Source organism: Marinomonas sp. IMCC 4694 (genome assembly GCF_008122525.1).
Classification (GTDB): Bacteria; Pseudomonadota; Gammaproteobacteria; order Pseudomonadales; family Marinomonadaceae; genus Marinomonas.
This window is the reverse complement of the sequence record NZ_VSRV01000001.1, coordinates 1,993,582-2,012,228: the sequence shown is the minus strand read 5'-3', so window position 1 is coordinate 2,012,228 and position 18,647 is coordinate 1,993,582. Positions and strand designations below refer to the sequence as shown.

The 18,647-nt window shown below is 45.8% G+C and carries 19 protein-coding genes; 9 read left to right on the top strand and 10 right to left on the bottom strand.

Annotated features, from left to right (window positions below; translation table 11 throughout):
* Window positions 1-65: 65 nt before the first annotated feature.
* The 5 genes from FXV75_RS09170 to FXV75_RS16555 form a co-directional block, all read right to left on the bottom strand.
* Window positions 66-1,133, bottom strand: a complete 1,068-nt coding sequence (locus FXV75_RS09170) for a BMP family ABC transporter substrate-binding protein (RefSeq protein ID WP_148832739.1) — start codon at window positions 1,131-1,133, stop codon at window positions 66-68.
* 77 nt (window positions 1,134-1,210) lie between these two features.
* Complete coding sequence (locus tag FXV75_RS09165) at window positions 1,211-2,143, bottom strand: ABC transporter permease (RefSeq protein WP_148832737.1); 933 nt, start codon at window positions 2,141-2,143, stop codon at window positions 1,211-1,213.
* 9 nt (window positions 2,144-2,152) lie between these two features.
* Window positions 2,153-3,220 (bottom strand): ABC transporter permease, encoded by a 1,068-nt coding sequence (locus FXV75_RS09160; RefSeq protein ID WP_148832735.1) that lies wholly within the window; start codon window positions 3,218-3,220, stop codon window positions 2,153-2,155.
* On the bottom strand, window positions 3,217-4,779 hold the full coding sequence (locus FXV75_RS09155) for an ABC transporter ATP-binding protein (RefSeq protein WP_148832733.1): 1,563 nt from the start codon (window positions 4,777-4,779) through the stop codon (window positions 3,217-3,219). The genes FXV75_RS09160 and FXV75_RS09155 overlap by 4 nt, the downstream gene beginning before the upstream one ends.
* 388 nt (window positions 4,780-5,167) lie before the next feature.
* Complete coding sequence (locus FXV75_RS16555) at window positions 5,168-5,290, bottom strand: hypothetical protein (protein ID WP_262368516.1); 123 nt, start codon at window positions 5,288-5,290, stop codon at window positions 5,168-5,170.
* Window positions 5,291-5,419: 129 nt separating this feature from the next.
* On the opposite strand from FXV75_RS16555, the gene FXV75_RS09150 reads away from it, so the two are divergent.
* Both FXV75_RS09150 and rlmM read left to right on the top strand, forming a co-directional pair.
* Window positions 5,420-6,091 (top strand): pseudouridine synthase, encoded by a 672-nt coding sequence (locus FXV75_RS09150; protein ID WP_148832731.1) that lies wholly within the window; start codon window positions 5,420-5,422, stop codon window positions 6,089-6,091.
* Window positions 6,092-6,136: 45 nt separating this feature from the next.
* Entirely contained in the window at window positions 6,137-7,189 is a 1,053-nt protein-coding gene (rlmM, locus tag FXV75_RS09145; RefSeq protein WP_148832729.1) for a 23S rRNA (cytidine(2498)-2'-O)-methyltransferase RlmM, read from the top strand.
* An 89-nt stretch (window positions 7,190-7,278) separates the two neighbouring features.
* On the opposite strand, the gene FXV75_RS09140 is transcribed toward rlmM, so the two are convergent.
* Window positions 7,279-8,946, bottom strand: coding sequence for a murein L,D-transpeptidase (locus FXV75_RS09140; protein ID WP_148832727.1), 1,668 nt, complete (start codon window positions 8,944-8,946; stop codon window positions 7,279-7,281).
* A gap of 13 nt (window positions 8,947-8,959) precedes the next feature.
* On the bottom strand, window positions 8,960-9,172 hold the full coding sequence (locus FXV75_RS09135) for a hypothetical protein (protein ID WP_262368606.1): 213 nt from the start codon (window positions 9,170-9,172) through the stop codon (window positions 8,960-8,962).
* Between FXV75_RS09135 and FXV75_RS16550 the strand changes: the two genes are divergently transcribed.
* Both FXV75_RS16550 and FXV75_RS09130 read left to right on the top strand, forming a co-directional pair.
* Complete coding sequence (locus tag FXV75_RS16550; RefSeq protein ID WP_262368620.1) at window positions 9,129-9,254, top strand: hypothetical protein; 126 nt, start codon at window positions 9,129-9,131, stop codon at window positions 9,252-9,254. The genes FXV75_RS09135 and FXV75_RS16550 overlap by 44 nt on opposite strands.
* 169 nt (window positions 9,255-9,423) lie before the next feature.
* On the top strand, window positions 9,424-10,677 hold the full coding sequence (locus FXV75_RS09130) for a response regulator (RefSeq protein WP_148832723.1): 1,254 nt from the start codon (window positions 9,424-9,426) through the stop codon (window positions 10,675-10,677).
* Window positions 10,678-10,746: 69 nt separating this feature from the next.
* Here FXV75_RS09130 and gatB read toward each other — a convergent pair whose 3' ends face one another.
* Genes gatB through gatC form a run of 3 tightly spaced genes read right to left on the bottom strand, consistent with a single transcriptional unit; the run spans window position 10,747 to window position 13,955 of the window.
* Window positions 10,747-12,192, bottom strand: coding sequence for an Asp-tRNA(Asn)/Glu-tRNA(Gln) amidotransferase subunit GatB (gene gatB, locus FXV75_RS09125; RefSeq protein ID WP_148832721.1), 1,446 nt, complete (start codon window positions 12,190-12,192; stop codon window positions 10,747-10,749).
* Entirely contained in the window at window positions 12,189-13,655 is a 1,467-nt protein-coding gene (gene gatA, locus FXV75_RS09120; RefSeq protein ID WP_148832719.1) for an Asp-tRNA(Asn)/Glu-tRNA(Gln) amidotransferase subunit GatA, read from the bottom strand. Before gatA ends, gatB begins: the two co-directional genes overlap by 4 nt.
* 12 nt (window positions 13,656-13,667) lie before the next feature.
* Window positions 13,668-13,955, bottom strand: a complete 288-nt coding sequence (gatC, locus tag FXV75_RS09115; RefSeq protein ID WP_148832717.1) for an Asp-tRNA(Asn)/Glu-tRNA(Gln) amidotransferase subunit GatC — start codon at window positions 13,953-13,955, stop codon at window positions 13,668-13,670.
* A 237-nt stretch (window positions 13,956-14,192) separates the two neighbouring features.
* Here gatC and FXV75_RS09110 point away from each other — a divergent pair, with 237 nt between their 5' ends.
* The 5 genes from FXV75_RS09110 (at window position 14,193) to rng (ending at window position 18,637) form a co-directional block, all read left to right on the top strand.
* Window positions 14,193-15,236, top strand: a complete 1,044-nt coding sequence (locus FXV75_RS09110; RefSeq protein ID WP_148832716.1) for a rod shape-determining protein — start codon at window positions 14,193-14,195, stop codon at window positions 15,234-15,236.
* 67 nt (window positions 15,237-15,303) lie between these two features.
* Complete coding sequence (gene mreC / locus FXV75_RS09105) at window positions 15,304-16,089, top strand: rod shape-determining protein MreC (RefSeq protein WP_262368515.1); 786 nt, start codon at window positions 15,304-15,306, stop codon at window positions 16,087-16,089.
* A complete protein-coding gene (mreD, locus tag FXV75_RS09100; RefSeq protein WP_148832711.1) occupies window positions 16,086-16,559 on the top strand; it encodes a rod shape-determining protein MreD in 474 nt (157 codons plus the stop codon). Before mreC ends, mreD begins: the two co-directional genes overlap by 4 nt.
* 22 nt (window positions 16,560-16,581) lie before the next feature.
* Window positions 16,582-17,190: a Maf family protein gene (locus FXV75_RS09095; RefSeq protein ID WP_148832710.1), complete on the top strand. Its 609-nt coding sequence runs from the start codon at window positions 16,582-16,584 to the stop codon at window positions 17,188-17,190.
* Window positions 17,183-18,637, top strand: a complete 1,455-nt coding sequence (rng, locus tag FXV75_RS09090) for a ribonuclease G (protein ID WP_148832708.1) — start codon at window positions 17,183-17,185, stop codon at window positions 18,635-18,637. Before FXV75_RS09095 ends, rng begins: the two co-directional genes overlap by 8 nt.
* The last annotated feature ends 10 nt before the right edge of the window (window positions 18,638-18,647 follow it).

Sequence of the window (18,647 nt, the reverse complement as noted above, 5' to 3'; positions counted from 1 at the left end):
AAACAGTATCCTGCTTATTTGCTTTGAGGTGTTTCAGATTAGTACTGGTGTAACAGAAAAGCCTATTAACGAGGGATCTCGTCAGTAATGCCTTCTACGTACCAGTTTACTTTAGCCAACTCTACATCGGTTAGAGAATGGTTAGCCGGCACGACGACGTTGCCTTTATTGTCTGTAATAGGACCAGTGAAAGGCTTGAATTCGCCGGATTTAATACTGTCGCGAGTCATGTCGATTTTGGTGCGAACATCGGCTGGCAGATTTGAGTTGATAGACGCCAGTGACAACATGTCGTCTTGAAAGCCACCCCAGAAGTCTTTAGGTTCCCACGTACCGTCCATTTTGGCTTGTACTTGTTTGATGTAGTAAGGAGCCCAATCATCACGTACTGAGAAAATATGTGCGGTTGGAGCGAATTTGCTCTGATCAGATGCTTGACCTATACCACGTAGACCACGTTTTTCAGCAGCAATAAGTGGTGCAGGGCTGTCTGTGTGTTGTAACAATACATCCACACCTTGGTCCATTAGTGCGTTGGCAGCGTCGGTTTCTTTACCTGGATCATACCAAGTGTTCGCCCAAACTATTTTGATTTTCACGTCAGGATTAACACTTTTTGCGCCCATATACACAGCATTAATATCGCGGATTACTTCTGGGATAGGGAATGAGCCAATGTAGCCGATGGTGTTGGTTTTGGTCATCATGCCAGCGGTCACGCCAGAAATATAACGACCTTCGTAAGTGCGCAAAACATAAGTGCCTAGGTTTTTAGACAGCTTATAACCGGTTGCATGTTCAAAGGTGACGTTGGGGAAACGTTTCGCTACTTTGACCGTCGGGTTCATAAATCCGAAAGACGTAGTGAAAATCATGTCGTTTCCGGCTTTTGCTAGCTGGGTAATAACACGTTCGGCATCTGCACCTTCAGGCACGTTTTCTACAAATGTGGTTTCTACTTTGTCGCCAAAGTATTCTTCCAGGCCCAAACGACCTCGGTCATGCTCATAGCTCCAGCCCAAATCACCCACAGGCCCAACATACACAAACCCCACTTTTAATGGATCTTCTGCGTGAACAAGGCTTGCACCAGCAATCATACCTAAGCCGACGAGTAAACTTTTAAGTTTCATTTTTAGCTCCTTTGTGCCCGAAGGCGTTATTGTCTTAACTATTTTTAACAACGAAATCAGAACGTAACACGTACCGGCTAAGCCATATTTCTCGGATCAAAGGGTTTACCCAACGATCGAGGGGCCAGCAATTTTTCTTTAAATCGATCTGCGCTGATGATCACCATGACAACCACGGTCGCCACGTAGGGCATCATTGCCAGAAGGTTAGGAGAGATAGACCAGCCTAAGCCCTGTAACACAAGGTGCATTATGCTGGCTAAGCCAAATAAATAGGCCCCTAGCATGATTCTTCCTACTCGCCATGAAGCGAACACAACCAGGGCCAATGCGATCCACCCACGTCCAGCGGTCATATTTTCGACCCACATGGGCGTGTAAACCAGAGACATATAAGCGCCAGAAATGCCTGCCATACCGCCACCAAACATGATCGCTAAGTAACGAACACGCAATACTTTTATGCCAATGGCATTAGCCGCGTGAGGGTTTTCGCCAACGGCTTTTAAGATTAGACCACTGCGGGTTTTGTTGATGACAAACATCAATACAAACGTCATCACAAACGACAAATACACCAATATATCGTGCTGGAATAAAACTCGACCAATAAAGGGAATATCAGACAGCAATGGAATAGCAATAGGTTGGAAACCTTGAATGGTTTCTCCTACTACGCCAGAACCGATAAAGGCGCTTAATCCGGTACCAAAAATGGTTAAAGCCAAGCCGGTAGCGACTTGATTTGCCCCTAATTGTAAGACGAGCACCGCAAAAATTAAGCTCATCAAACATCCCATTAAGATAGCGGCCAATACACCGAGACCAGCGCTTCCTGTGCCATAAGCGGCTAAAAAGCCGACCACAGCGCCCATTAGCATCATGCCTTCTTGACCCAGGTTCAGTGCGCCCGATTTTTCACAAATTACTTCTCCTAAGGCAATAAATAGCAAAGGCGTGCCGGTTTTAATCGCGGCAAACAAAATTTGTACGATGAGATCTGAGTCCAAAATAGGCTCCTAGTTTGTCGCTTGATTGGTTAGGATAAGTCGATTATTGATAAAAAAATCGCAGGCTAACAAGAAAAATAATAAAACGCCTTGGAACATGCTGACAACGGCCACCGGAATCCCCATTTCAATTTGCGCCAAATCGCCACCCATATAAAGTACCGCCATAAACGCCGCGGCTAAAATGGCGCCAATGGGGTGCAGTCTGCCAAGGTAGGCGACTATGATGGCGGAATAACCGTACCCAGGTGACACATTCGGTACCAGCTGTCCTATTGGTCCTGTCGTTTCACTGACACCGGCCAATCCTGCTAGGGCGCCCGCGAATAACATCACCAACCAGCTGAGCTTTTTGCCACTGAACCCCGCGTATCTGGCCGCTGGCTCATCGGCCCCAAAGACACGAATCTGAAAGCCTAGGTGTGTCTTACTTAAAATGAACCAGCCAACAATTCCGGACAAGATGGCAAATACAATACCCAGATGAATGCGGCTGCTGTCAAACAACACAGGTAACAAGGTGTTGTCAGCAAACAAAGCCGATTCAGGGAAGCCAAAGCCTTCAGGGTCTCGTAATGGTCCGTGTACGGCCCAAATAAGCAGATATAAGGCGATATAGTTAAACATGATGGTGGTTAATATCAGGTTTGAATTGAAGCGCAGCTTTAAAAAAGTAGGCACCGCCGCCCACAGCATGCCGGACACCATTCCGGCGATTAAGGTAATAGGCAGAGCAAAAGCGGAGTCCGATTCAATAAAATACAGCGCCATCGCTGAGCCGCCTAATGCGCCTGCCAATAATTGCCCTTCGGCGCCAATGTTCCACATATTGGCTTGGTAACACAATGAAAGACCGACAGCACAAAGCAGCAAAGGCCCCATTTTGACAAACATTTCACCAATGTTATAACTGTCTGCCAAAGGGGCAATGAGCAGCACATGTAAAGCTTGAGTGGGCGATTTTCCAATGGCGGTAAATAAAATGCTGCCAAAAATCAGCGTGAGCACAATGGCAAGAAGCGGAGAAACCACCTTCATTAACGAGCTGGGTTCGGTACGAGTTTGAATGCGGATCATGGGTTAGCCTCTTGTTCCAATGTGTGTGGAACCGATGCGTTATTAATAAAAGTACCTGCCATCCATTGGCCAATTTGATCTATGTTGGTGTGCTCCGTTTTTACGAGTAGAGACAAATAACCATCACAAAGAGCAGACATGCGATCGGCTAAAAGAAAAAGTTCGTCTATGTCTTCTGAAATGAGCAAAATGGCGGCGCCTTGATCGCGCAGTTCCAACAGTGCCTGGTGTATAGAGAGAGCCGCACCCACATCGACTCCCCATGTTGGGTGAGCGCAAATTAACACCTTAGGGTTTTGTCCAATTTCGCGTCCCATGATGAATTTTTGCAGGTTGCCGCCGCTTAGACTTTTTGCTTCTGAAAATTCACCGTGGCATTTTATTTTGTATTTCTCGATTAATGTTGAGGTGTAGTCTTTGATACTTTGCCAGTCCACTAGGCCATTTTTTATGAAACCGTCACTGTGCGTTAACAAGGTATTTTCAGTTAGGCTCATGTCTGGAACCGCACCACGCCCTAGGCGTTCTTCAGGTACATAGGCCATGCCAAGCTGACGTCTTTCTCCTGCGTGAAGGTGACCAATATCTTGTTTTTCAAGAGACAGTGTGTTTTTAATTTGACGATCGTCTTCACCGCTTATGATGGCCATAAGCTCATCTTGACCGTTACCAGCAACCCCAGCGATGCCCAAAATCTCACCTGATTTTAAGGTTAAGTGAATGTTTTTTAATGAGGTTCCAAATGGTTGTTTTGAGGGCAGAGATAAATTGTCAACGGCAAAAACGTCTTCTTTGCCTTCTCGTTTGACATAACCGGCGTCTTGCTCTGCTAAATCTCCTACCATCATTTTGGCAATAGATGCGGGCGTTTCCTTACTAGGTACGCAGGTGCCAACGACACTTCCTCCGCGTAAAATCGTCGCTTTATGGCAAATTTCGGTGACTTCATGCAATTTGTGGCTAATAAATAAAATACTGCAGCCTTCTCTAGACAGTGTTCTTAAAACACCAAACAAGCCAGAAACCTCTTGCGGCGTCAGCACCGACGTGGGTTCGTCTAATATGAGCAATTTGACCGACTGGACAAGGCAACGCATTATTTCAACACGCTGCCTTTCGCCAATAGACAAAGAGTGAACATAGCGGCTTGGCTTAACATTTAAACCATATTCTTCAGAGAGTTGAGTGATTCTTTGTGCTAGGTCGCCAATCGCATTTAATTGCGTTTTACTAAGACACAATTCAATGTTTTGACTTACCGTGAGGGTCTCAAATAAAGAAAAATGCTGGAACACCATGCCGATGCCCAAGTCTCGAGCAACAGAGGGCGAGTTAATACTGACTTCTTTTCCGTTCCAGATAATGGTGCCTTTATCCGGCTCAACCACACCATAAATGCTTTTTACTAAAGTGCTTTTACCTGCGCCATTTTCGCCTAACAGCGCATGAATTTCACCTGGCATCAATGCCAAACTGATCGCGTCATTAGCAAGGCAACCTGGATATTGTTTGGTAAGGTTTACAAGCTCTAGGCGTGCTACCAAATGTTGTCTGTTCAATGTTCCAGCACCTTTTCTGTGTTTTGAGTGGATGGTGTCACTCGGTATTGAGTGTAACGTTTTTCTGGCTTGGCTTGACCTTATTAGTCTTGCGTGAACCTCATAGTCTGTTTTTTTGCGCACCAATATGGTTTCGTATCGCACACATATTGTGCGTTAATCCATAAATGCCTTGTACATTTGACCGATCAGTTAGGTTTTATATGACTTTTTCACATTAACTTATGTTTAATCAATATTCATGCCAATGAAGTGTATATTGTGGGCGCATAGAATACGTAAATTCAAGGCGTTTGTCTTTAAGGGGCGCAGGTTTTAGATTAATAAAAATGTGTTTATGAGGTTTGATGTCGCGGTGATAACGCCTAAAAAATAGGAAAAACAGCGTTTACTCTGTAGAATAGTGCGGCTTATCGCTGAGCTTTAGGTGTTTTTTGATGTGTTTTGATTCGTCAATAAAGCGCCTATCGCGTGCATTTTTACTCAGCGATGTGCTCGTAATCTCGGTCATGTTTGGTCACCTGAACGTTTGTTTAGATTATATTTGCCCCAGTGTATTGACATATGAGTTGTCCACTTTCTCTGTGGATAAACTTGTTGGCTAATCGATTTTTCCTTTATTTTTCGTAGAGAGGTTCATTTGCTATCGATACTGTTTACTGGTGTTGACTATTGGGTTATTGAAAAACCGGCGGGGATGAGCTTTCACGCCGAATCTGAGACACCCGGTGTGATGCAATCTTTGGCGCAAGCGTATCCGAATCACACGTTTTATCCCGTTCATCGGTTGGATAAAATGACGTCAGGCTTATTGATTGTTGCCTGTCATGCTGCGTCTGCAGCGACGTTTGGAAGCTTGTTTGAGCGCCATGAAATGGAGAAGCGTTATCTTGCTTTGTCGACTAAAAAGCCGAAGAAAAAACAAGGTTCGATTTCTGGTGGAATGGTGCCGAGTCGAAGAGGTCAATGGAAACTGACGAAAGAGGCGGTTAATGTGGCAAAAACACAGTTTTTTTCGTTTTTTCATCAAGGGTTTAGGCTTTTTTTAATTCGACCCCTTACCGGTAAAACTCACCAAATTCGTGTTGCGCTAAAGAGTGTGGGGTCGCCAATTTTAGGGGATATTAGGTATGGCGGCGAGGCTGCCGATCGAGGCTACCTACACGCTTACTCCTTGCAATTTGTATGGCAAGGTGAGGCCAAATTTTATCGCAGTGTTCCTCAGTTTGGTGAGCATTTCTCGCTTGAATTAGCCGATTTTATTGCGTCTGAGTTAGATGAAACGGTCTTAATATGGCCATCTAAAAAGTAATAACTATGACTCAGCGGTTAATAGGCTGACTGAGAAGGAATATAAATGAAAAATGTTTTGGTTTATTGCCGTCAGGGCTTTGAAAAAGACTGCGCGGCAGAGCTCACCGATGTCGCGAGTAATAAGGGTTTTTACGGTTATGCCAAGGTCGTGCCTGACTCTGGTTTTGTTGTGTATAACTTTGACCAGCCCGATGCGGGTGAGACTTTAATTCAGCAGCTTAATTTCAACCGTCTTATTTTTGCTCGCCAGATTATTGCGGTGAATGAGGTGATTGAGCTGGAGCAAGGGGGGCGAGTTGAGTCCTTGTTAGAAGCCGCCCGTGAGCTGCCGCTGGCGGAAGAAATATGGATTGAAACAGCGGATACCAACGAAGCCAAGTCGTTATCAAGTCTGATCAAAAAGTTGGAAAAGCCGCTCCGTGAAGGCTGGAAAAAATCGGGTGTGTTGCGTAATAAAGCGGTGGGCGTTCGCCATCATGTTTTTATGCTGGATGGTGAGTCTGCGTATTTAGGTGTGTCCTATGTGGCGTGTCGCAGTGAGTTTCCCATGGGGATTCGTCGTTTGCGTTTTCCTGCAGCAGGTCCGAGTCGTTCAACGCTTAAACTGGAAGAGGCTTTTTTGCAGTTTGTACCTGAGCGTCATCGAGAGGAAGATTTAAGTGAGGGGATGACGGCGGTTGATTTAGGGGCTGCGCCCGGTGGTTGGACGTACCAATTTGTGAAAAAGGGCATTCATGTTATTGCTATTGATAATGGGCCGATGCAAAAAGAATTAATGTCTACGGGGTTAGTTGAGCACGAAAAAGCTGATGGGTTTAAGTATGAGCCTCCTTATACGGTCGACTGGTTGGTGTGTGATATGGTGGAACGTCCCATCAAAGTGGCTGAATTGATGGCGAAATGGCTGGCAAGCGGCTGGACGCGTCGTGCCGTATTTAATCTGAAATTACCCATGAAAAAGCGTTATCAAGAAGTTAGCCTATGCCTAGAGACGATTGAAACCTTGCTCAAAAAAGCGGGCGTTAGCTATCGCTATCAGGTAAAGCACTTATACCACGACCGTGAAGAAGTGACGGTTTGTATCATGGTTAAATAAGTCACTGGCGTTACATTAATAAAAAAGGCGCCATAAACGAGCAATGTTTACGGCGCCTTTTTTGTCGCTAAATCGATGGCTGTAGGGCTTTAAATAGACTCTTTAGCTTTAAACGGTGAGTAGTCCATGGCTTCGGCCATTAGGTCGTCCCTTTGGTAGATATCATCACGAAATTCCAGCATGCCGTTCGCATTAGGTACCACGGTAAAGTACACAAGATACACCGGCAGGTAAGTAGGCAGGGTGATCACTGTATTCATGCCGGAGATCAAGGACTCTGTCATTTCGTCAAACTGCTTGGAACCTTTGGTGATTTCTCGGGCAAATTCCGCCGGATTTTCAAGGCGAACACAGCCTGAGCTGTACGCTCGATAGTCTTCTTTAAATAAGTGTTTTGCTGGGGTGTCGTGTAGGTAAATTTCATTTTTGTTCGGGAACATGAATTTGTACTGTCCAAGGGCATTGCTTTCATCTGGTTCTTGTTCGAAGCGAAAGGCCAGCTTGTCCTCGCTGATGGCTTTCCAGTTAATTTTAGTTGAATCGAGCTCTTTGGCCGCGGTGCTCCAGCTTGAATAGACCTTGTAACCCTGCTTGACGAGGTAATTTGGATCTGATTGTAATTTGGGTAAGAGGTTTTCACGGGCAATACGATGAGGTACTCGCCATGTTGGGTTGGTGACCATATAGGTCATCATACCCTTAAAAACTGGCGTCTTACGTTCAGGTTTGCCGATCACGGCTTTCATAGAGGTGAGCTCACCGTTTAAATGCAAGTCAGCGGTATAGCTAGTCAGATCGACCCATATGCGGTTTGTTTCTAATTCGCTGGGCAGCCAGCGCCAGCGTTCTAAATTGTAAGTTATTTGTTTTGCCCGAGTTTTAAGGGGAACATTGAGCATCTGAATGGTTTTTGAGCCCGCCGCGCCGTCAGGGGAAATATGGTGACGGTGTTGAAAGCGAATTAACGCTTCTTTTAGGCGATCATCAAACTCTTCTTCGTTAACTTGTCGAGTCGAAAAACGAATGTCACCGAGTTGAACTAAGCGCGCTCTTAGCTGCGCGACTCGTGGGCCTTGGTCGCCCTGAGACAAGGGAACTCCTGCATCAATCAGTATGTCTTTCTCTTTCAGTGCGAGCTCTTGGTAATACACCAGCCATTTCTGCAGCACTTGATATTGCGTGGTGCGAGGGGTCAACAAGGGCAACGAATTAACCATGTCAGTGGCGGATTGTAGGTAGAGCAATTCTTTCCAGATGTTGCTTGGTGCATCGAGCTGCCAGTTTGGGTCAATCAGTTGTGGTTCGTAGCGGCCATTGCTCACATCATGGGCGTAGCTTGCCAAGGCGATGGTTGCTATGACTTCCATTTCGGCGAGTTGTTGAGTGCTCGGTTGTGGTAATTCTAAGTACTCTCTAATAACGTCAGTATGATAGTGAATAGGGTTGAGCCCGTGAGTATAGGATTGTTGCAGAATATCGACTAATTTATACACAGATGGAAGGATTTTTCTATCTACGATCCAGAGGGGCTCATAGCCACGTGCTTGGTATGCGTCCAGTACGGCGTTATTGGGCAGCGCTTGACCGGCTACCGGCGTGAAAGCATGGAGCGTTAAAGCGACCTGCTCTTTAAGGGTCACTTCCACTTGCGCTTCGCTTGGGGGTGACAATATAAACGCTGTAGTGTGATTGGATGTAGAGCAGGCACTAACCAACAAGCTAAGAACAAGTATCGGAAAAAACGGCTTCGCTAGCATGAAAAAGTATTCCTTATTGGTGTATGAAACGGGGGTGGGTGTCATTTTCCATTTGCCATAAAATTAATGTGGCTTCCTCTCTGGAGTCTCCACAGGCGTATCGATCGGCCGTAAAATCGGCGCATACTTTGGGTCTGGATGGATCGTTAAAAATAGCACATCTAAAATCATCTGATAATTGTATGCAAGCTACGCCGGCAGGTTTGCCATTGGGCATGCCAGGAATGGCGCTGCTAATAGAGGGTGCTGTGCAGCATGCTCCGCAACCAGATCGACATTGCATGATATCGCCTTATTTAAATGAATGAAAAAGCAGTGTTTTGTTGCCAACACTAAAGAATGCTGTGTGCGAGTATTTTAGAGTATCGTAATGCAAGGTCATAGAGGATAATCTAAAATACATTCATAAGCAGTGTTTTAGTAAAAGCCGGTTTGAATAAATAAGAAACGTGTATTTTTGTGTGTGGGATGTAATGGATGTCATTAGTAAAAAAAGTGTTGGTGGTTGAGGACAGTCCTATTGTACTAAAAATATTGCATCATTTGCTTTCACAAAGTGGCATTTTTGTTCCCGTTTTAAGTGCGTGTTATGAAGACGCCGAGCGTCACTTAAAGCAATCTGATGAGGTGTGTTTTGCTGCTATCGTCGATCTTAACTTGCCGGACGCCGCGAATGGCGAGATTGTTGATTTGATGTTGCTGCATAACATTCCATGTATCGTATTAACGGCGAGCTTTGATGTTATGTTGCGTTTGAGTCTTTTAAACAAAGGGGTGTTGGATTACATCACTAAAGAAAGTCGTTTTTCCTTTAACAATGTGGTTAAAGTGGTCGAGCGTTTATATAAAAATCAGGGTGTTAAGGTACTGGTAGCGGAGGATTCATCAGCCAGTCGGCGCTATATCAAAATCTTGCTTGAGCAGTATTACTTTAACGTGATTGAGGCCGAAAATGGGCAGGTGGCGCTGGCCAGGTTGGAAACGGATGCAAACATTCGAATGCTCATTACAGATTACAATATGCCTTTGGTGAATGGTTATGATTTAGTGAAGATGTTGCGCAACAACAGTCGTTTTCAAGATCTAGTGATCATTGGTTTGTCAGCGGAGGGTGACAACGGGTTATCGGCTAAATTTATCAAAGCGGGAGCCAATGACTTTTTGAGAAAGCCGTTTGATCATGAAGAGTTTCATTGTCGGGTCGTGCACAGTTTAGAGGCTCAGGAAATGCTTGAGACCATTCGAGATCAGGTCAATATAGACCCGCTAACTGAACTGTATAACAGGCGATACTTATTTGATGAAGGTGAGCTGTGGTGGCGCAATGCCACATCATCTGTGAGTTTGGCTATGTTGAGTATTGATCACTTTAAGGGCATTAATGATGTCTATGGTTATGTGGTCGGCGATCGCATACTTGAGGCGATTGGTAAAGAGGTTCGATATGCTTTTCCTGAAATGTTGGTGTGTCGTTTTGCTGGAGAGGTGTTTTGTGTTGTGGCTCATTTGAGTGAGTCAGACCTGCTCGATCGATTAGAGATTTTTATGAATCAACTGCGCTCTAAAACGTTTACACAAGCCAAACTTGACGTGACATTCAGTATTGGGGTCTGTGGTCAGGTAGCGGAATCACTTGACGCTCTAATAAGAGCGGCAGACCATCATTTGACTGAGGCAAAACGCTTAGGTCGAGACAGGATTTTTGCTGGTCGGCAGACAGATGGTGAATGACGAGCCAATAAAAAAACCGCATGTTAAATGCGATTCAACATGCGGTAAATTTAATGCTAAAGCAGAGGGTTAGCCTTTGAGCATTTTAATCAATATAGGGTTTACTACCCCTGGGTTGGCTTTGCCCTGAGAGGCTTTCATAACCTGTCCAACGAAGAAACCAATCATTTTTTTGCGCTTGTCTTCCTCAGACGCTCGATATTGCTCAACTTGCGTTGCGTTGGCGTCTAAAATGGCTTGAATCATGGTTTCAATTGCCCCCGTGTCGGTGACTTGCTTTAGGCCTTTTGCGTCAATGATAGCGTCTGCTTCCCCTTCGCCGTCCCACATAGCTTGAAGCACGTCTTTGGCGGTTTTACCGTTAATCGTGTTGTCTTTTAAGCGTACTAAAAGACCGCCGAATGCGGTGGCTTGAACTGGTGATTGCTCAATGTCTCGCTGTGCTTGGTTGAGTAATTTACTGAGCTCACCCATTACCCAATTCGCAGTTAACTTTGCCTCATTGACAACCGTGTTAGCGGTTTCAAAGTAGTCTGCCATGGCGCGTGACGAAGACAAAACGTGAGCATCGTATTCGCTCAATTTATGCTCGTTTTGGAAACGAACGGCTTTTTGGCTAGGCAGTTCGGGCAGCGTGGTTTTAATGTCATCAACGTATTTTTGTGTTAACACAATCGGCAGCAAATCCGGGCAGGGAAAATAGCGATAATCGTTGGCATCTTCTTTTGAGCGCATGCTGCGTGTTTCATTTTTTTCTGGGTCGTACAGTCGCGTTTCTTGGACGATGCGTCCGCCGTCTTCCAAAATGTCCGCTTGGCGTTCAATCTCAGTGTAAATGGCTTTTTCAATGAAACGAAACGAGTTGACATTTTTGATCTCGGTACGTGTGCCGTATTCCATCTGTCCTTTGGGCCGTAATGAGATATTGACATCGCAGCGCATTGAGCCCTCAGCCATGTTGCCATCACAAATACCAAGATAGGTAACGATGGAGTGAATCATTTTCACGTACGCCACGGCTTCTTTAGCAGAGCGAATGTCTGGTTCAGAGACGATTTCTAACAAGGGTGTACTGGATCGGTTTAAGTCGATCCCTGTCATGCCATGAAAATCTTCATGCAGTGATTTGCCAGCATCCTCTTCTAGGTGCGCACGAGTGATGCCGATACGTGATGTGGTGCCGTCTTCCAAGGTGACGTCAAGAAAGCCTTTGCCCACGATGGGGTGGTCCATCTGACTGGTTTGATAGCCTTTTGGTAAATCTGGATAAAAGTAGTTTTTGCGTGCAAAAACCGATGTCATGCCAATCTCGGCATTGATGGCGTGACCAAACATAATGGCCATACGTAACGCTTCTTTGTTGAAAACCGGTAATGCGCCAGGCATACCTAAATCGACCAGAGTGGTTTGTGTGTTTGGTTCGGCACCAAAGCCGACCGCCGCCCCCGAAAATAATTTGGATTTGGTAGAGAGCTGAGTATGAATCTCTAGGCCAATAACAACTTCCCAGTTCATGCTGATACTCCTTTTGCCATGGTTGGCGTTTTTAGGTGCCAATCTGTGCGTTGCTGATACTGATGGGCAATGTTTAATAGCTTGGCTTCACAGAAGTAGTTCCCCATGATTTGTAGGCCAACGGGCATTGTATTCACAAATCCGGCTGGCACAGACATCGCGGGGACGCCAGCTAGGTTGACGGATAAGGTGTAAATGTCTTCTAAGTACATGGCGACAGGGTCACTGGTTTTGCTGCCTAATTCAAAGGCGGTGGTCGGGGCAACCGGACCCATGATGACATCCACTTCATTCAGTGCGTTCACAAAGTCTTCTTTTATTAAGCGCCGAATTTTTTGCGCTTTTAAATAATAGGCGTCGTAGTAGCCTTCTGACAGTGCGTATGTGCCGACCATGATGCGTTTTTGTACTTCTGTACCAAACCCTTCAGCACGTGAACGCGTGTACATATCCAGCAAATCCCTTGGGGCGTCACAGCGATGGCCGAAACGTACACCATCGAAACGCGATAGATTTGAGGAGGCTTCAGAAGGGGCAATCACATAATATGCTGGAATGCTCAACGCTAAGTTAGGAAGCGAAATATCCTTAACCGTAGCGCCCAATGCTTCAAATTCTTTGACGGCACTCATGATGGTTGCCGCGACATCGGAGTCAAGGCCTTCACCAAAATACTCTTTTGGTAAGCCGATGGTTAAACCGGTGAGAGGGGCGTTAATGTTTGCTAAGTAATCGTCAGTAGGGATATCGGCTGAGGTGGAATCTTTTTCATCGAATCCCGCCATGGCTTGCATTAGGTGTGCACAATCTTCGGCACTTTTTGCCATTGGGCCGCCTTGATCAAGGCTGGAAGCATACGCAATCATGCCAAAGCGTGATACGCGCCCGTAGGTTGGCTTTAACCCCGTGATGCCACAAAAAGACGCGGGCTGACGAATGGAGCCGCCAGTGTCCGTACCTGTGGCGGCCACGGCTAAGCCAGCCGCTACGGCGGCGGCTGATCCACCTGAAGACCCGCCTGGTACTGTATTACAGTCCCAAGGGTTCTTAACGGCACCGTAAAAGCTGTTTTCATTTGACGAGCCCATGGCGAATTCATCCATGTTGGTTTTACCCAACATGACGGCACCAGCGGCTTGGAGTTGTTTTGTGACCGTTGACTCATAAGGCGGAATAAAGTTGTAGAGCATTTTTGAGCCACAAGTCGTTAATGTTCCTTGGGTGCAGAACAGGTCTTTGTGAGCGATAGGGATGCCTGTAAGTGGGCCACCATTGCCTGCGGCAATCTGAGTGTCGGCGGCTTTTGCTTGTTGCAATGCTAGCTCATCACTGACGGTGATAAAGCTATTGAGTTGCGGGTCAATTTCTTGGATACGATCGAGGAACAAGCGAGTCAACTCGATACTGGAAATGTCTTTGTTGCGAAGGTGTTGCGCCAGTGCGCTGATACTTTGTTCAAACATGGTCAGCTCTCGTTATTCAATCACTTGTGGGACCAGAAAAAGGCCGGCTTCGGTCTGGGGGGCGTTTGCCAAAAAGGCGTCGCGCTGATTGTCTTCGGTTACCACATCGTCGCGCAAACGTTGCGTCATTTCCAATGGATTAGACAGTGGCTCTACGCCATCCGTATTGACAGATTGCATTTGTTCAACCAATGATAAAACGCTTGATAGCGAATGTTGGTACTGTTCGGCGTCGTCTTCAGTTAGTGCAAGGCGAGCCAAGTGCGCTATTTTTTGCACGTCTTGTTTGTCAATGGACATGTTTCACCTGATTCCTTTGTTTATCGTAAATGTCGGTCATTGTATCTCTAAGCGCTGAGGCTATAAAGTCAGCAGAGTTAAAAACAGAGCATATTTTAGCTTTATTAAAAATATTTGAATAAACAATGAAATAGGTGGGAACTTTTTGCGGTTTTACGATGATTCAACTTGCCCAATTTGCCCACGATTGTTACATTTTGACACTGTTCGTATCGTATTATCAGGGTGTAAGAATTCATGTTTAAGAAAATCAGGGGAATGTTTTCAAGTGATTTATCAATCGACTTAGGAACAGCAAACACCCTCATTTACGTTCGTGGTCGTGGGATCGTGCTTGATGAGCCGTCTGTTGTTGCGATTCGTCATAATGGGAACCAGAAAACAGTCGCGTCAGTCGGTACCGATGCAAAGCGTATGTTAGGTAGAACGCCGGGTAATATTACCGCTATTCGCCCAATGAAAGACGGTGTTATTGCTGATTTTCATGTAACCGAAAAAATGTTGCAGTACTTTATTTCAAAAGTGCATGAGAACAGTTTTTTAAAGCCCAGCCCTAGAGTGTTGGTGTGTGTTCCTTGTAAATCAACACAGGTTGAGCGTCGAGCGATTAAAGAGTCAGCTTTGGGCGCCGGCGCACGCGAAGTCTACATTATCGAAGAGCCTATGGCGGCCGCGATTGGTGCAGGACTCCCTGTCGCCGAAGCATCAGGCTCTATGGTGATTGATATTGGTGGTGGTACAACTGAAATCGCCATCATTTCTTTAAATGGTATCGTGACGTCTGAATCCATTCGTGTAGGCGGTGATCGTTTTGATGAAGCCATTACGACTTACGTTCGTCGCCAGTATGGCAGTTTGATTGGGGATGCAACCGCAGAGCGAATCAAGACCGAAATTGGTATGGCTTATCACACCGGTGAAGAACTTCAAATTGACGTGCGTGGTCGTAATCTTGCAGAAGGCATTCCACGTCTGTTTACACTTCACAGCACGGAAATTCTAGAAGCATTACAGGAGCCTTTGGCGCAAATCGTTCAAGCGATCAAAGCAGTGCTTGAGCAGTCACCTCCAGAATTGGCGGCTGACATTGGTGAAACGGGGTTGGTGTTGACCGGCGGCGGCGCTTTGTTGCGCGAAATAGACCGTTTAATCAGTGAAGAAACGGGCTTGCCGGTTATTATCGCGGATGACCCTCTTACGTGTGTAGCGCGTGGCGGCGGTATGGCGTTGGAAATGATGGATAAACACACGTCTGAACTTTTTACCGCCGATAATGAGTAAGATTTAGGAGTGGATCATTAATAATTCGCTTCGTTTTAATGGCAAGGTATCCGGTGCGCGTTTTGTTGTGCTTGTTATTTTGTCCTTATCAATGATCGTTGCCGATGTTCGCTATTCTGTATTTTCGCCTATGCGACCTTATCTTACCTTGTTGGTTACGCCGATTCAGTTGGTGGTGAACACACCGAAAAAAATGTTGAATTGGGCTGGCGAACATCTTGCCAGCCGAGAGGGCTTGGTATTGGAGAATCAATCGCTTCAAGCTGAGATTCTTTTGTTGCGAAGTCGTCAGCAGCGCCTAGACTCCCTACACGCTGAAAACGTCCGCCTACGTGAACTGCTGGAGGCGTCGCAAAGAGTGGATGAGAAAATTGTGATGGCTGAGGTGATCGGTTTTGATCAAAACGCCTACAGTCATAAATTGCTGATAGACAAAGGTTTTTCCTCAGGTGCGTATGTGGGGCAACCGGTTTTAGATGCGACGGGTGTTTTGGGTCAAGTGGTTGAAGTGTCGGCTTACAGCAGCCGTGTTTTGTTAATCGCTGATGCCAGCCACTTTGTGCCTGTGCAGCTTGCTCGTACCGGTTTTAGAGGGATTTTAAGAGGCACCGGCAGTCTTAAACGATTAGAATTAATGAGTGTTCCTCGTTCTGTGGATATTAAGAAAGGTGACATTTTGACGACGTCGGGTCTGGATAAGCGCTTTCCGAGTGGTTACCCGGTTGGTGTGGTCAGAAGTGTGACTTACGTTCAGGGGAAAGCCTACGCGGATGTAGACGTGGTGCCCTTGGCTCAATTGGGAAGAAGTAGGCACATCATGTTAATTGATAAGCCAAAGGCGGGTCGATCATGAAGGCGGTATTAGTCTTTGGTTTGACGCTTTTAACGGCGTTGATGTTGGAGGCAATGCCTTTTCCAGAAGAGCTGGTTTGGTACCGACCAGAATGGGCGCTGCTCGTGATTCTTTATTGGGTTATTGCGCTACCCTTTAGGGTTGGGGTCGGTATGGCGTGGTTTTTGGGGTTAATGGTGGACCTTTTGCAAGGTGGTATTATTGGTCAGCACTCTTTGACGTATGTGATTATTGCTTATACTTGTGCTGTTTTTTATAAGCGCTTGAGAATGTATCATCGCTGGCAACAAGGTTTTTTTATCATGATGCTGGTCAGTATCAATCAATTACTCAGTTTCTGGATAGATCACTATCTAGGGCATGCAGAGCCTACTCTGATGATTTTTATGCCCGCGGTAATAACCGGTATGCTGTGGCCTTGGTCATTTATTATTTTACGCAGTGTGCGCCGAATTTACGCGATACGTTAAGCTGCTTTTATGAGGAACCTTTATGCTTATTTTGGCGTCAGCATCGCCTAGAAGAAAAGAGCTGTTGGGGGTGTTAGTAAAAGAGTTTGATGTGTTGCCGGCCGACATTGATGAAACCCCTTTTGCTCAAGAACTGGCCATGGATTACGTAAAGCGTATGGCGGTTGAGAAAGCCGTAGCGTCGATACAAAAGTATCATCAGCAAGGTTGTGTTGATGATTCAGCTCTTTTTATGGCATCCGATACGAGTGTTGTTATTGATGGTTGTATTTTGGGTAAGCCTGAGTCGCTTGAGGACTCAAAATTTATGCTAAGGCGGCTGTCTGGTCGCTCTCATCAGGTGCTTACCTCATTGTGTTTAACGACGGTAGCGCAAGATCATCTTGCTGTTATTTGCGTGAGCAGTGAGGTGTTTTTTCGAGATATTTCAGACCTTGAAATGGAACAATATTGGTATTCGAATGAGCCGCAAGATAAGGCGGGCTCCTATGCAATTCAAGGGTTGGGGGCCGCTTTTGTGCGCTCTATGTCTGGCTCTTATTCGGCTGTTGTAGGTTTACCCCTTTTTGAGGCGGCTCAGTTGCTGGCTCAATTTGGAATTCATCCTTTGGAGGATATGTCGCATGAGTGAAGATGTACTGATTAATGTGACGCCTATGGAGATTCGCGTTGCACTGGTTGAAAACGGCATGTTGCAAGAAGTATATATTGAGCGTTCAAGCCGCAAAGGCATTGTTGGCAATATTTATCAAGGCAAGGTGGTCCGAGTGCTGCCCGGTATGCAAGCCGCTTTTGTTGATATCGGTTTGGAAAGGGCGGCTTTTATTCATGTATCTGAAGTAGTAGGGCGCGATGCGGTCAATCCTAGCGATCAGATTGGCGACTACTTACGCGAAGGTCAAGCGTTGGTTGTTCAGGTGACTAAAGACCCAATAAGTTCAAAAGGAGCGCGTTTAACGACGCATCTTTCTATTCCGTCACGGTACCTGGTGTACATGCCAGATCAGGCGCACGTGGGAGTTAGTCAGCGTATAGAAGATGAAGCCGAGCGGGAACGTTTAAAGTCCTTGGTGTCAGAAGCATTGACTGATGCCGATGAAACGAGCGGTTACATTCTTCGCACCGCCGCGGAAAGAGCCGGTGAAGAAGAAATACTGGCCGATATTAAGTTTTTAACGCGTTTGTGGCAATCGGTTAAGCGTCGTATGCAAAATGCGAAAGCGCCGTCTATTATTTATGAAGACCTTCCTCTGCATTTGCGTACAATGCGTGATCTCGTCGGTTTGTCTACAGAGAAAATTCGTATAGATTCAAAAGAAAATTACGCTAAATTACGTTTTTTTGCGGAGGATTTTATCCCAGAATTACGCGATCGTATTGAATATTATCCCGGTGAACGCCCAATATTCGATTTATACAGCGTTGAAGACGAAATTCATAAGGCGTTAGATCGAAAGGTTCAGCTTAAATCTGGCGGCTACTTGCTGGTTGAACAAACCGAGTCCATGACGACAATTGATGTGAACACCGGCGCGTTTGTCGGTAGTCGCAATCTTGAAGAGACGATTTATAAAACCAATCTTGAAGCCGCTACAGCCATAGGGCGTCAGCTTAGGTTGAGAAACTTGGGCGGCATTATTATTATCGATTTTATCGATATGGTGGCTGAAGAACATAAGCGACAAGTGCTTAGGATGCTGGAAAAAATACTCGATGTTGATCATGCCAAAACCAAAATAACTGGGGTTTCTGAACTGGGCTTGGTTGAAATGACACGCAAAAGAACGCGTGAAAGTTTGGGTCAAACCTTGTGTGAACCTTGTCGTTCTTGCCGTGGCAGCGGCTTGGTGAAAACACCGGAAACAGTATGTTATGAGGTTTTTCGTGAGATCCTTAGGGCAGACAGGGCGTACGATTCTCAGACCTATACCGTGCTTGCAGCCAGCACGGTGGTAGAGCGTTTTTTAGATGAAGAGAGTGCAGCAGTAGCCGAGCTGGAAGCCTTTATTGGTAAGACGATTCGCTTTCAAGTGGATTCTGTTTACACGCAGGATCAATATGATGTTGTTCTTCGTTAGTTATAAAAGG